The organism is Halomonas qaidamensis, from assembly GCF_025917315.1.
GTDB lineage: Bacteria > Pseudomonadota > Gammaproteobacteria > Pseudomonadales > Halomonadaceae > Vreelandella > Vreelandella qaidamensis.
The window spans coordinates 548063-560900 of the sequence record NZ_CP080627.1; the positions used below are offsets into that span (position 1 = coordinate 548063).

A 12838-nucleotide genomic window follows, 5' to 3' on the forward strand; every position below is an offset into this window, starting at 1 on the left:
AGAGTTTCCATGAACGCACATCTAGAAGCCCTCGAGCCACGTTTAGTGTGGCAGCACTTTCGCACACTATGTAATACGCCACGCCCCTCTGGCCATGAAGCCGCGCTAGTGGCGACGCTAGAGGCCTGGGCTGATTCCCAGGGGCTATCCCACGACCGGGATGCTTTTGGCAACCTGCGCATTTGTAAGCCCGCCACGTCCGGCTGTGAAAGCGCGCCAGGCATCGTGTTGCAGGGCCATCTAGATATGGTGGCGCAAGCTAACGCTGGGCATGACCACGATTTTACCCGTGACCCTATTCAGACGTATGAAAAAGAGGGTTGGTTATTTGCTGATGGCACCACACTAGGGGCTGATAATGGCCTTGGGGTGGCAGCCATACTCGCTGTTTTAGAAGATCCAGAGCTTACTCATGGCCCTTTAGAAGCGCTGTTTACGCTAGAGGAAGAGACTTCTATGGGCGGCGCGCTCAATCTCGCCGAGAACTGGCTGGAAGGGTCGTTGCTACTCAATTTAGACAGCGAAGATCGCGGCCAAGTGTATATTGGTTGTGCGGGTGGTGCTGATGTAGTGGTGAATGCGCAACTTCCCACTACCGTCCTACAAGAAGATGAACAAGTGATCTCGCTGGCGCTGACCGGCTTGAAAGGCGGGCACTCAGGGATGGATATTGATAAGCCTCTGGGTAACGCGAACCGTTTGCTAGTCCGCGTGCTGTGGGCATTGGAAACCTTTGGTGCGCGGCTGATTAGTTACCAGGGGGGCACGCTGCGTAATGCCATCCCCCGTGAGGCGTTTGCACAAGTTGCTCTGCCTGCTGATGAGGTTAACGCGGCGTTGGGGATGGTGGAAGCGCTTGCCGATACACTGAAAACTGAATTGGGCAGTGGCGATAGCAATATGGCGCTCATTGCGGAGCGAGTGGAGCTGGCTGACGCTGAACCGTTAACGCGGGACGCCAGTGCGATGCTGCTGGCTGCGCTGCATGCAGCCCCTTGTGGGGTTGAGCGCATGAGTGCGGATGTGCCGGGGGTAGTGGAAACCTCGAACAATTTGGGTGTATTAAGCGTGGAAAACGGTCGTTTCCATCTTTGTGCACTGGTGCGTTCATTGCATGACAGTGCCACTGACGCGATGTCGAGTCGTTTTCAGGCGCTGTTTGGCCTGATGGGCGCTAGAGTAAAAGTGGAAAATGGCTACCCCGGCTGGGCACCCAATCCACAAAGCCCCTTGCTTGCTATTTTTAACACTCGGCATGCTGCATTAATGGGCCGCGAACCCGAGGTTAAGGTGATTCATGCAGGCCTTGAGTGTGGCATTTTAGGAAGTAAATACCCACATTTAGACATGATTTCGTTTGGCCCTCTGATTCGCGGCGCGCATTCGCCAGACGAGCGAGTAGAAATTGAATCGGTAGCAGAGTTCTGGGAGATGTTGCGCGATTTCATTGAAACGTTGGCGAAGTCTCGTTAGACAAATCGCCACAAAAAAACGGCACCGCTATGGGTGCCGTTTTTGATAGTGCTTACCTGATGCTCACGTCAGCCGTCAGCAAGGTAAACATCGCATTATTTGCTTAGGTAAGCGTTGAGCATCCATACGGTTTTTTCCTGCTCGCGAATGTAGTCACCAGCTTGCGCAGCGGTGCCTTCATCGTCAGCGTCCGACGCAATTGCTAGCAGTTCCCGCTGTAATTCAATCAGTGTTTGATAACCGGTGAGTACGCCTTTTACGCAGGTTTGGCCATCATGAACGTCTTTATCTTCTTCAATACGCGAAATTTTTACATAGTCGCTATACGCATGAATGGGCTTGTGGCCGAGCGTTAAAATTCGCTCCGCCACTTCGTCGACTTTAGTCAGCAGATCCGTATAAAACTCTTCGAACTTGGCATGTAGCTCAAAAAAATCGCTGCCTCTAACGTTCCAATGGTAGCCACGAACGTTCATATAGAAAATCTGGTAATTGGCCAGCAGGTGATTCAATTTTTCAGCCAACTGGCTTGCACTGCCTTCGTGTAAGCCGATGCTATTTGTATCACTCATATCGTGCTCCTCCATGGTGGTAGCCGCGCTAAAAACAGTACGGTTATCAAATCGTTTGATTTAGCTTAAGACGCTTAGTGGGCGTTGCAAAACAAGTTTTCTGCATCGCGTCAATAGCGTCATAACATTACCTTGGCGGTGAGCTGGCGACGGCTGACTCATCGCTGACGCAACGTAGTACAGTACTGATATGCCGCTGAATGTGCGTCTAATAAAAGAGATATAGGCGCTAAGTTAGTTTTTCAAGGGGAGATGTATTTTCAAGGGGCGGCTGGCTTACCGAGCAAGCCAAAGTCTTGTAATACTCTCACAGCGGTCAGCAAGCAACTCTGCAGTACGTGGTAGGGCGTCTTCAAGCGCCATTGGACCATCGGCAAGGGCAAATGCGGCAGTAACACCCTCTTCTAAACACGCCTGCCAGCCATCACCTAGGCTACCGGCCAGCACAATGACGGGCTTGCCATGGCGCTTGGCAAGCCGCGCAACGCCAATGGGCGTTTTACCCGAAAGGCTTTGGCCATCGAGACGACCTTCTCCAGTAATGATTAGGTCAACGTTAGGAAGCAGGCTGGGAAGCTTGGCCTGCTGCATAATCATCTCAATGCCTGGCGTAAGGGTGGCGTTAAGAAAGCAGCGAGCAGCAAACCCCATACCACCCGCCGCTCCTGCACCTGCTAATTCTTTCTCATCGCGACCCAACACTTGGGCGCTTAGGTCAGCAAAATGGCCAATTGCGCGGTCAAGGGTGTCGACATCGTCAGGTGATGCGCCTTTTTGCGGGCCAAAGACAGCGCTCGCCCCACGAGGCCCTAATAGGGGGTTATCGACATCCACGGCGGCTTCAACCTCTAGGTTGTTTAAACGCGGATCTAGCGTGGAAAGGTCGAGCGTTGCAAGCTGCTGGAGTGCTGCGCCACCGGGAGGAAGCGAATCGCCGTTCTTATCTACTAATTTGGCTCCCAGTGCTTGGAGCATGCCTGCTCCTGCGTCATTGGTAGCACTACCACCTAAAAAAAGCAGCGCCCTCGTGGCACCAGCGTCCAGCGCTGCGAGAAACAATTCTCCGACGCCGTAAGTGGTGGTATGCAGGGCATTACGTTGGTGAGTGGTTAGGTGCTGCAGCCCACTGGCTTCTGCCAGCTCGATAAACGCGGTACGCTGCTCGCTTAGCCAGCCCCAAGATGCTTGTCGCGGCCGCCCCAAGGCATCTTGTACGGTTAGCTGACGGCGTTCGGCGTTGGTGGCGGCAATAAGCGCTTCCAAGCTGCCTTCGCCGCCATCGGCCAGCGGGCAAAGGTTAATCGTGGCGGTTGGCGCAGCCCGCTGAATACCGCTTGCCATGGCGCTTGCCGCTTGTTCAGCGCTAAGCGCATCTTTAAAACTATCGGGGCAAAGCAGAACATTCATCGCACAGCCTCCTTAATGCGTTGTCATAACTATTTGTCGTAGTTTTTTATCATTTATCTTAATGGTTGCCAGCGAGCTTAGCGCGGCGTTCGATGACACACCAGCCGCCACTGGGGCGAGAGGATCACTCATGAAGGCAATACTACCGATTAGCATGACGTGCTTGTTACTAGTGACAGGCTGCCAAACAGTGCCTGAGCGCCTTCCTCAAGCGGAGCCAGCCCCTTCGGCAGCCTGCTATTTTCCAAGCGATCAGCCTAGTCAAAAGACTCCATCGTTGGAGGTGCTGACACAAAGTATTGGCGTATTGGAAACATGGGGTTTTGAGCTTGAAACTACTGACACCGATCTAGGGCTTGTGACCGCTAGTCGGCAGCGAGATTTAATTGGTTACTATGACCCTTATGATAACGACTTTGGGTATGGGCGAAACATGCGGGTATTTGGTGGCTTCGGTTTGGGGCGCGGTGGTTCAAGCATTGGGCTGGGGATTGGTGGTGGGTTTGGAGCTGGTTTCCGGCACCAACCCGTCGAAGTAGAGCGAGTGTCGCTACTGGCTCGCGATGGCTATATCCGGCTTTCACGAGATATTCGTCGCTTTGACCACTTAGGGGATCTGCGTGAATCTTACAGCGCGAGCAATGATGATTTTTGTCAGCGTTTCCAAACTGCGTTTAAGCAAGCAGCAGCTACCCCGGGGGCGTTATGAAACCACTACGTAAGCACTTCTTTTTAACGGCCACCGCGCTACTCATGACTATTACGCTGGCAGGCTGTGCAACGACACAGCCACTAGAGCCGCGAGAGCTACGTTACAACGCTTCCCCAGAGCAAACGTTCCGCGAAGCCATTGAGTTAATGATGGAGCAGGGCTATATCGTGCGGCACGCTGATTTAGCGCTAGGGCGCGCAGAGGCAACGCTAGCCCGCTGGCCTGAGTATCGCCTGCAACTACAGGTAAGTGAGGTGGCTGGTGGTAGCTATGTCAGCTTATCGGCGTTGCGTGGGAATCAGCCACTGCCACCGCGTGTATTAGATCCTTGGTTGGTTGAGCTGCAACATAAATTAGGAGAATTGCCGTGATAGGCGTATTGCCCGCGCATGGAAATTTGCTGAATAAACTCCGCGGTTACTGGGTAGTGTTGGCAGTAGGTGTTAGCGGCGCGTTAAGCAGCAGTCCGGTGATGGCTCACCCCCATGGCTGGGTCGATCTCAGTGTGCGGGTGATAACAAACAATGAGGGGATTGCAACAGGGCTTCATCAAACGTGGCGAATGGACCCTTTTTACAGTTTGGTGGTGTTCGAAGAGTTACAGCAGGTTCAAGGCAGCAATCTGCAAGAAGGCCTTGACCAGCTAGGCAGCGACATCCGCGACAACTTGTCGCAGCAGCACTACTTTACGGAGATTCGTGTAGATGGCGAACCACAAGCGCTGGGTGAGGTGTCTGAATACACGGCGTTGGAGCGTGATGGCCGCTTAACCTTTATGTTTATTCTGCCGTTAGCAACGCCTCAGCCATTGGCCGGACGAATGCTGGAGTACCAGGTCTTTGATCCAACCTACTATATCGAAGTGGTGCACGAAGAAGAGGAAGGGGCACCCTCTGAGCAGGCACTGATTCTTAATGGTGAACCTGACTGTCGTTTAAGCGTGTTACCTGCTGACCCTGATCCGGAACTGGTTATGCAAGCCGCGCTGTTAGATGTGGACGAAGAAGGTGAGCCAGGATTGGGCCGCCATTTTGCAGAAACGGGGCGGGTTGAATGCGACTAGCGGAAAACCTGAAAGGTCGTGTATAAAGTGTTACTTGACAGCAGTGTTACTTTATAACTTTTCAGTGGAGGGGCAATGCCTTTAACGCGGCAACAACTGCTATGGGGAGCGCTGACCGTGTTTGGGGCGCTGCTGTTGGTCGTCATCGTACAGGCTAATTTGCAGGGGGTTAGTCTTCAACTGCTGGCTTGGCAGCGAGATTTACACCGTACTCTGACACTTGCTATTACCGAGCTTTCCCGCACGCCTTCTGCCACTACGTGGCTGACGCTACTAGGGGTAAGTTTTGCTTATGGCGTTTTTCATGCTGCAGGGCCTGGGCATGGTAAAGCGGTATTAGCGACGTATTTAGCATCTCACGGTGGTGCCACCCGGCGCGCCTTGGGGCTTTCCTTTGCGGCAGCCTTGCTACAAGGGATTACAGCGATTGCCATGGTGGCTGTACTCGTACATGGCCTTGGCTGGCTGACCCGTCAGGCAATGGGTAGCGTAGCGTGGGTGGAACAAGCCAGTTTTATGTTAGTAGCACTGTTAGGTGGCTGGTTATGCTGGCGCGCCATTAAACAATTGCGCCACGCTTATTCCGCACACGCTAGCCATGCTGCTGAACACAGTCATAGCCATGATCATTCCCACTGCTGCGGAGGCGCTCATCATATTGAACCTCAGCAAGCGCTCGACTGGCGCACCGCATTGATGACCGTCGGTGCGATCGGTATGAGACCCTGTACTGGGGCAGTGTTGATGTTGGGGGCTGCTAGCCTGCTGGGGCAGTTTTATGTGGGAGTCGCTTCGGTGTTAGCCATGTCGCTGGGTACCGGTATTACCGTTTCTGTGCTGGCGCTGGCAAGCATAGTGGCTCGCGGTTGGGCGGCTAAGCGGTTGCGTCAACAGAGCAGCCGACAGGTGGTTGAAAAAGCGGCAGGCTGGGCAGCGCTTACTGGCGGTGCGCTCATTGTTGCGCTAGGCGTATCGCTTTCCATGGCTGGCGCTGCCCAGCCTGCTAGTGGCCCATTGCTCAGCGAGCCACCATCAAGGCAGGGACCATTGCTAGGGAATTAAGCAATGCTTTGTTTGTTAAAACTTCAACCCCTCAATCTGGGCAAGCAACTGTTCACGTCGGCTGCCTTGAAGGGCTAGCTCATAAGGCTCAGGGCTGCCGTTTCCCCATACCGGTGCAGGCCAGCTGGCATCATCTTTATAGCGCACTACCAAGTGAATATGCAGCTGGCTGACAACATTGCCTAAGGTGGCAATATTGAGCTTATCACCGTGAAAAGCCTCCTTCATCGCAGCTCCTAGCAGCGTGGCTTCCCGCCATAGCTGTGTCTGGTCCTCGTGGCTAAGTTCAAACACTTCGCTAATTGAATCGCGCTTAGGTACCAGAATTACCCAAGGGTAGCGTGCATCGTTCATTAACAGCGCACGACATAGAGGAAGGTCGGCAAGCGGCAATGTATCCGCTTCTAGTCGCGGATCAAGTTCAAACGTTTTCAATTAAGTACTCCTTTACATAATAAAAGCTAGCATAGCAGCTGCTCAGTTCCTCTGCCTCTTGCCAATAACGGCTAAGTCGGTACCGAAACAGGCAAAATTATTAAAATCTGTTACGCTAAAAGCACTCCCAGACGGTAAGGCTACCGTCGGAGCTTCCCGATTGTTGAATACTTTGTTAAGGAGAACACAGATGAAAAAACTCATGGGTATTAGCTTTATTCTTTTAATGACGGCGGGCGCTCTAGCGGGCTGCAACACTATTTCAGGTGCAGGACAGGATGTTGAAGAGGGCGGTCAAGCAGTACAAGATGCGGCAAGTTAAGGCTATTTATTATTGGCACGTCTTGGCGTGAATGAACGGGTTAGGCATAGTTGTCTAACCCGTTTTGCATTGTGGGTAGTTATTAGCCAAACAAGGAAGAATCATCATGAATCACCCATTACGCTACGCTAAGAAAAAATTGGGTAGCCTTACGGTATTACTCGCATCGGTATTACCAGTCTCGGTCTTGTTGGTGGCATGTGCTGGTTCTCCCGAGAATGTCCCTGCCCCAAAGCCACCTACTGTAGGTCAGCCTTCTGCTGAGATGAACACTAGGTGCGATGCTGAAGCAGTTCAGTACGCTATTGGCGCTCCTTTTGATGAAGCCAATGTACCCACTCTACAAAATGAGAGCGGCGCTCAGCAGGTACGAGTACTCAGGCCTAACAGTGCCGCTACCTTAGACTACCGAGAAGATCGCTTAAATATTTTGCTTGAAAGTAACGACATGATTGAAGCGTTGCGCTGCGGCTAGCGTAAGATCAGTACAACACAGGCGGCCGTTAATAACCCCATGGTGATATTAAACAGCCGCCAAGCTTTATCACTTTTTATCCACTGCCCAATAGCGCTGCCAAACGCTGCCCATAAAGCAATACACGGCAGCGCGACCAATTCTGCAAAACCAGCTAACACTAGCGCATTTACTACTGGCTGCCCGTTTTCGGGGAGAAATCCTGCCATCAACGCCAGCCCCATTACCCAAGCTTTAGGATTAGCGAATTGAAACATTGCGGCTTGCAAAAAAGTTAGCGGCACGCCGTGTTGAGTTCCTTTGAGATTCGGCGGCGGTGCAGTGGCTATCTTCCAAGCTAAATACAGCAGATAGGCGCTACCCACCCAGCGGAGTGTCATTTGCACCATAGGAAAGCGTTCAAACAAGACGCCAAGCCCCAGCGCGATACCGGAAAACAGCAGAAAACAGCCGCCTAAAATGCCCCACATATGAGGCATAGTTCTGCGAAAACCAAAATTCGCCCCAGAGGCGGTCAGCATAATATTGTTTGGCCCAGGGGTAAGCGTCATCGACATCATATAAAGCGCAGCCGGGCCAAGCAGTAGCCATTCGTTGTTCATTTTGTATCCATACAATTTTGTGGTTTAGATTGTTTTTTGATCGCTTTTGTAAGCATAATGGCGGGTAAATCTACGTCAAAGGTTTTATTGTCACCATGACAATTTGGGTGCCTTCACTTGAGTGTTTTTCTGGGCCACGCTATCGCGCTATTGCCCAGTCCATTGGCGCAGCCATCTCGGCCGGCGAGCTTGCCCCAGGCGAACGCTTGCCACCTCAGCGGCGCTTAGCGGATGCATTGGGGGTGACCGTAGGCACCGTTACCCGGGGGTATGCTGAGGCAGAGCACCATGGCTGGGTAACCGCTCGAGTAGGCAGTGGAACCTTCGTCAAGCAACCTGCGCCAAAAACCGTTTTTGATATGGCATGGCGGACGGGTGATGACAGTGATGTCATCGATTTAAGCTTAAGTTTGCCGCCGCCTCACCCACTTCGTTTGCAGGCGTTCAGTGCTGCTTTAAAGGCAATGAGCGAATCGCCTTCTGCAGTAACGCGAGGAGTCTCCTATCTTGATGCGAGGGGAGCCGAAGGTCACCGCGAGAGGTTGGCAGAATGGCTAGCGCAGTTAGGTATGTCGCTGAACGCAGATGAGCTGCTGATTACTCAGGGAGGGCAGCATGGCATTAGTCTTGTGCTTAGCACGTTGCTGCGCCCTGGTGAACTGATAGCGACCGATGCCTTGACCTATCCAGGTGCAATTAGCGCTGCCCAGCAAGCACACCTAAAAATGGTGGGCATTGCCTTTGATGAATCGGGAATGTGTATGGAGGCGCTGGAGGCTCAGTGCGCCCGCCAGGCACCCAGGTTAATCTATGTGACACCTGATCAGAATAATCCTACCGGCGCTTGTCTTAGCGAGGCTCGGCGAGAGCAATTAGTGGCGCTTGCCAGACGTTATGACAGTTGGCTACTGGAAGATGGTGTGCAGTATTTGCCTGCTGAGCAGCGCGGCACACCGCTGTATCAGTTAGCGCCAGAGCGAACGCTGTTTGTCTTCAGTACCGCAAAGGTACTAGCGGGTGGGCTGCGTATTGGTGTCTTGCGGGCGCCTAATAAACTGCTTGAACGCCTTGCCGCCGGATTAAGGGCACAAAGTTGGATGGTGCCGCCACTGATGGTTGATATTGCCTGTTATTGGATCGCTCAGCCCGAGGCGGCTTCACTGCTTACGTGGCAAACCGAGGAGCTAGCCGCGCGACAGCAAATAGTGACAGAGATATTTTTCGGTTACACGCTGGGCCGAAGTCATAACGGCAGCAATGTCTGGCTTACGTTGCCGGAGGGAAGTCGTGCCATTGAGCTGTGTGAACGCTTGCAGCTGCAAGGCGTTAAAGTTTCAAGTGCGGAGCCTTTTTGTGTGGGAAGTACGCCAGCGCCCCAGGCAATTAGGATTTGTATTGGGGCTGCTGCAGACAGGCAGACATTAACCCAGGCACTGAATGTTATTAAGCAGTGCTTGGCTCAGCCGCCGTTGGCAACTATTACCGTATAACAGGGCTATTAATAGCCCTGTTGTTGATAAACAAGCTACTCATAACAAGCTATTTATAACGGTCTTTCCATCCTTGGTGGCGTACCTGCTCTTTGAGCATTTCGAGAATGTCGTAAAGCACTTGTTCGGTGACATGCGCGCTTGTTTCATCCACGGTTAGCCAACTGTTGAAGCCCGTTTCAGCCGTACGCTCAACCAGTTGGCGAAACTCAGCTGAGTGAATGCCCTGGGCGAGTTCATCCACTAGCCGCTGAGCAACCCCACTAAGAGAGGCCTGCATAGCGTTTGAGGCTGTGTTTCCCATGGGGAGGCGGTGTAGTTTTTGAATTTCTGGGCTTTCCCGTAGTGTTCGGCTAACTAAGTCATCAATCGCCGCCATGATAGTGGTACGGTTTTGTTGATAGGCTTGCCCCACAGTTGTTTCTAATCGCTGAGCAATTTCATGAATTAGCTGGGCCTTGCGAGGGAGGATAACGCGATCAATGACCCGCTCTGTTAGTGAATCGCTAGCCACAATTTGCTCTTGTACATTACCTAGTAAGCGCAGTGCAATGCGGTCGGAAAGCTCTTCTAGCAGGATATCGTAATACTTGGCAAAAAAGCGGTAGCTGTCCCAACTTGTTACATCAATCAAGCGCAGTCGATGCAGCCGATTTAATAGCGATACCACGCGCAGCACGCGCAATAAGCGGAACCCGCTGAGTGGAATGCAGCCCAGTACGTCATACCAGTGGACAAACGGGTAGAAAAACCAGCGGTGATAACGGCGTTCGGCAATCGCTACCGCCCATCCCAGCAGTACATCCGCTATAAAGATACCGACAAAAAACAAATCAATAGTAATAAAGCGGCTGTGAACTACTGAATCGTAAAACGCGTGGAAACTGGGTGTAAGGCTGGCAATAGCATCGTTAATTGGCCCAATCAGAAACAGCGAGTCAAACAGTAGCAGGCTAAGGTTGATAATAACCGCAGCGAGAATAAAAAAATCCCAACCGATATGCGCATACTCAACGGTTTTAGGTAGGTGTGGGTAGCGCTCCCTGACGGGCATGAGGGCTCCTTGCTCTGCGGTGTGTTTTAGCGTTAAGAGTGGTGTTGATGGTGGTGTTGATGGGTAAGCAACTCTTCTTGCTCTGCTTGCTTACGTAGTTTTTTACGCAGTGCTGCTTTTTCAAATCGTAGTTTCTGTAGCGAGGTTTTAAGGGCGAGTGGTGGCACTAGCGCGGGCTTGCCATTTGAATCTACCGCCACCATGGTGAGATAGCAGCTATTGGTGTGACGAATCAGCTTTTCACGAATATCTTCGGCCACTACCTTAACCCCGATCTCCATAGAAGAGCGCCCTACGTGGTTAACGCTAGCTAAGAAAGTCACCAATTCGCCGACATGAATCGGCTGTTTAAACAACACCTGATCGACGGAAAGCGTGACAACATAGTGACCCGAATAGCGGCTTGCGCAAGCGTAGGCCACCTCATCGAGTTTTTTAAGAATAGCACCGCCGTGTACTTTGCCACTGAAATTGGCCATGTCGGGTGTCATTAACACGGTCATGGAGAGTTCATGCTGGCCGGGTAGGGCGCTATGTTCAACGTGGGCGTCTGACATACATAAAAACCTACATAGAGAAAAATGCCCGCCCCAAGGGGCGGGCGCTAAACAGACAGTTAGTGTTCTAAAACTATCACGACGTTAGTGGCTATCACTTCTTAAAACCATACTAGGCCAACAGAAATGATAATGCCGGTGATAAACAGTTGGATGAGGCAGAAGCCCATGATGTCTTTCGCTTTCAGACCTGCGATAGCCAATACTGGCAGTGCCCAGAAGGGCTGTAATAAGTTAGTCCAGGCATCGCCCCAGGCGACTGCCATAGCCACACGAGAAATGTCAGCACCCAGCGCTTCTGCGGCAGGTAGCATAACAGGCGCTTGAACGGCCCATTGGCCTCCGCCGGAAGGTACGAACAGGTTTACGATGCCCGCGCTTAGAAATGACCAGAAAGGCAGTGAAGTCGCGGTGGCGAAAGAGACTAACCACTCCGACATGCTTTGGGCCAATCCCGACTGCACCATGATGGCCATAATGCCTGCGTAGAAGGGGAATTGAATGACAATACCTGCGCCGCCTTTAATAGCTTCATTTAAGCTATTGAGCAGGTTGCGTGGGGTACGATGCAGCACAATAGCCAAGAATAAAAACAGGAAATTGACGACGTTGAGGTTTAAGCCACCGCTACGCAGTAGAAAGTGGTCAAGCAGGAACAGAAGCCCTGGTACGCCCACTAAAAGGGCTAGCGGCATGCTATTCTCGAGCTTTTCCGCTGGGCGGGTAATACGGCCCTGAACTTCAGGTTCATCGTCTAGCAGCTTGGCATCTACATACACGCTGTCTTTTTCATCTGGCAGCATCAAGCGGTTAACCAGCGGTACGGCGATAAACAGACAAATCACAATTGCTAAGTTAAAGAAGGCAAAAATAGTCGAGCCGGTACCAATAACGCCTATTTGGTCAGCGGAGAAGTGGCCTTCCGTTGCAATGGTTAGCGGAATTGAACCCGCAAGGCCACCATGCCATACAACGAAACCAGAGTAAGCGCTGGCAACTAGAAGACGGTAGTCAACCCGTATCAAACGGGCGAGTTCCTTGGCAAATAGTGCCCCAACAACCAGCCCAAATCCCCAGTTAATCCAACTGGCAGCAAGCGAAACGAGCGTTACTAAAATAATCGCGCCACCAGGGCTTTTCGCGGTGCTAGCGATTTTCTGCAGAATGCGTTTTACCGGTGGCGAGCTTGCCAGCATAAAGCCAGTGACGAGCACCAGTAACATCTGCATGGAGAAGGTAAGTAGTCCCCAGAAACCATCACCCCACATACGCAGTACGGCCAACGGCGTTTGGCGCTCAACGGCGATGGCAGCAATGGAGGCAATTAACGTAAGGAGCAGAACAAAGATATAGGGATCTGGCAAGTAGCGCTCAACCAGCTTAACGGCTGGTTTTGATATGAGTTTTAGCATGAGTGCTCTCTTTATTCGTTATTAGGAAGTGCGTGGCTAATATACGGCGGTACAGCGATTTTTTCATCCATTGTCAGGTGCTTGCTCTGGTACTTATGCCGATGCTTATTTAGGCGCTTGCTTAGATACACCCTATTACGGTAGCCCAGTTGGCAACTACTAAGCGTGATGGGCTTCAACGGTGGAACGGAGCCATGCGATT

The 12838-nt window shown here is 52.0% G+C and carries 15 protein-coding genes; 8 read left to right on the forward strand and 7 right to left on the reverse strand.

Features of this window, described 5'->3' with window-relative positions:
- Window positions 1-9: 9 nt before the first annotated feature.
- Window positions 10-1473: an aminoacyl-histidine dipeptidase gene (locus tag K1Y77_RS02610; RefSeq protein ID WP_264018867.1), complete on the forward strand. Its 1464-nt coding sequence runs from the start codon at window positions 10-12 to the stop codon at window positions 1471-1473.
- 95 nt (window positions 1474-1568) lie between these two features.
- Here the strand turns inward: K1Y77_RS02610 and K1Y77_RS02615 are convergent, their stop codons facing one another.
- Both K1Y77_RS02615 and K1Y77_RS02620 read right to left on the reverse strand, forming a co-directional pair.
- Complete coding sequence (locus tag K1Y77_RS02615) at window positions 1569-2045, reverse strand: Dps family protein (protein ID WP_009724882.1); 477 nt, start codon at window positions 2043-2045, stop codon at window positions 1569-1571.
- 276 nt (window positions 2046-2321) lie between these two features.
- Window positions 2322-3452, reverse strand: a complete 1131-nt coding sequence (locus K1Y77_RS02620) for a glycerate kinase (RefSeq protein WP_264430189.1) — start codon at window positions 3450-3452, stop codon at window positions 2322-2324.
- Between the two features lie 130 nt (window positions 3453-3582).
- Here K1Y77_RS02620 and K1Y77_RS02625 point away from each other — a divergent pair, with 130 nt between their 5' ends.
- From K1Y77_RS02625 to K1Y77_RS02640, 4 genes are all read left to right on the forward strand, one after another.
- Window positions 3583-4161, forward strand: coding sequence for a hypothetical protein (locus tag K1Y77_RS02625; RefSeq protein WP_030074728.1), 579 nt, complete (start codon window positions 3583-3585; stop codon window positions 4159-4161).
- Window positions 4158-4535 (forward strand): hypothetical protein, encoded by a 378-nt coding sequence (locus tag K1Y77_RS02630; RefSeq protein WP_030074730.1) that lies wholly within the window; start codon window positions 4158-4160, stop codon window positions 4533-4535. Before K1Y77_RS02625 ends, K1Y77_RS02630 begins: the two co-directional genes overlap by 4 nt.
- Before the next feature lie 56 nt (window positions 4536-4591).
- Window positions 4592-5227, forward strand: a complete 636-nt coding sequence (locus K1Y77_RS02635) for a DUF1007 family protein (protein WP_264431409.1) — start codon at window positions 4592-4594, stop codon at window positions 5225-5227.
- 75 nt (window positions 5228-5302) lie between these two features.
- On the forward strand, window positions 5303-6289 hold the full coding sequence (locus K1Y77_RS02640) for a nickel/cobalt transporter (RefSeq protein ID WP_264430191.1): 987 nt from the start codon (window positions 5303-5305) through the stop codon (window positions 6287-6289).
- A 15-nt stretch (window positions 6290-6304) separates the two neighbouring features.
- Here K1Y77_RS02640 and K1Y77_RS02645 read toward each other — a convergent pair whose 3' ends face one another.
- Window positions 6305-6724, reverse strand: coding sequence for an HIT family protein (locus K1Y77_RS02645; RefSeq protein WP_030074736.1), 420 nt, complete (start codon window positions 6722-6724; stop codon window positions 6305-6307).
- Between the two features lie 190 nt (window positions 6725-6914).
- On the opposite strand from K1Y77_RS02645, the gene K1Y77_RS02650 reads away from it, so the two are divergent.
- Together K1Y77_RS02650 and K1Y77_RS02655 are read left to right on the forward strand one after the other, a co-directional pair.
- Window positions 6915-7046 (forward strand): entericidin A/B family lipoprotein, encoded by a 132-nt coding sequence (locus K1Y77_RS02650; protein ID WP_030074738.1) that lies wholly within the window; start codon window positions 6915-6917, stop codon window positions 7044-7046.
- A 106-nt stretch (window positions 7047-7152) separates the two neighbouring features.
- The gene (locus K1Y77_RS02655; protein ID WP_030074740.1) at window positions 7153-7521 is read left to right on the forward strand and encodes an I78 family peptidase inhibitor; all 369 of its coding nucleotides are present in this window, start codon (window positions 7153-7155) and stop codon (window positions 7519-7521) included.
- On the opposite strand, the gene K1Y77_RS02660 is transcribed toward K1Y77_RS02655, so the two are convergent.
- The gene (locus tag K1Y77_RS02660; RefSeq protein ID WP_264430194.1) at window positions 7518-8123 is read right to left on the reverse strand and encodes a LysE family translocator; all 606 of its coding nucleotides are present in this window, start codon (window positions 8121-8123) and stop codon (window positions 7518-7520) included. The genes K1Y77_RS02655 and K1Y77_RS02660 overlap by 4 nt on opposite strands.
- 95 nt (window positions 8124-8218) lie before the next feature.
- Between K1Y77_RS02660 and K1Y77_RS02665 the strand changes: the two genes are divergently transcribed.
- Window positions 8219-9613, forward strand: coding sequence for an aminotransferase-like domain-containing protein (locus tag K1Y77_RS02665; protein WP_264430196.1), 1395 nt, complete (start codon window positions 8219-8221; stop codon window positions 9611-9613).
- Window positions 9614-9662: 49 nt separating this feature from the next.
- Here the strand turns inward: K1Y77_RS02665 and K1Y77_RS02670 are convergent, their stop codons facing one another.
- The 3 genes from K1Y77_RS02670 to K1Y77_RS02680 all read right to left on the reverse strand — a co-directional run bounded on the left by K1Y77_RS02670 (window position 9663) and on the right by K1Y77_RS02680 (window position 12636).
- Window positions 9663-10667 (reverse strand): hypothetical protein, encoded by a 1005-nt coding sequence (locus tag K1Y77_RS02670; RefSeq protein ID WP_030074745.1) that lies wholly within the window; start codon window positions 10665-10667, stop codon window positions 9663-9665.
- Window positions 10668-10699: 32 nt separating this feature from the next.
- On the reverse strand, window positions 10700-11224 hold the full coding sequence (locus K1Y77_RS02675; RefSeq protein ID WP_264018856.1) for an acyl-CoA thioesterase: 525 nt from the start codon (window positions 11222-11224) through the stop codon (window positions 10700-10702).
- Window positions 11225-11325: 101 nt separating this feature from the next.
- Complete coding sequence (locus tag K1Y77_RS02680) at window positions 11326-12636, reverse strand: short-chain fatty acid transporter (RefSeq protein WP_030074748.1); 1311 nt, start codon at window positions 12634-12636, stop codon at window positions 11326-11328.
- Window positions 12637-12838 lie beyond the last annotated feature (202 nt).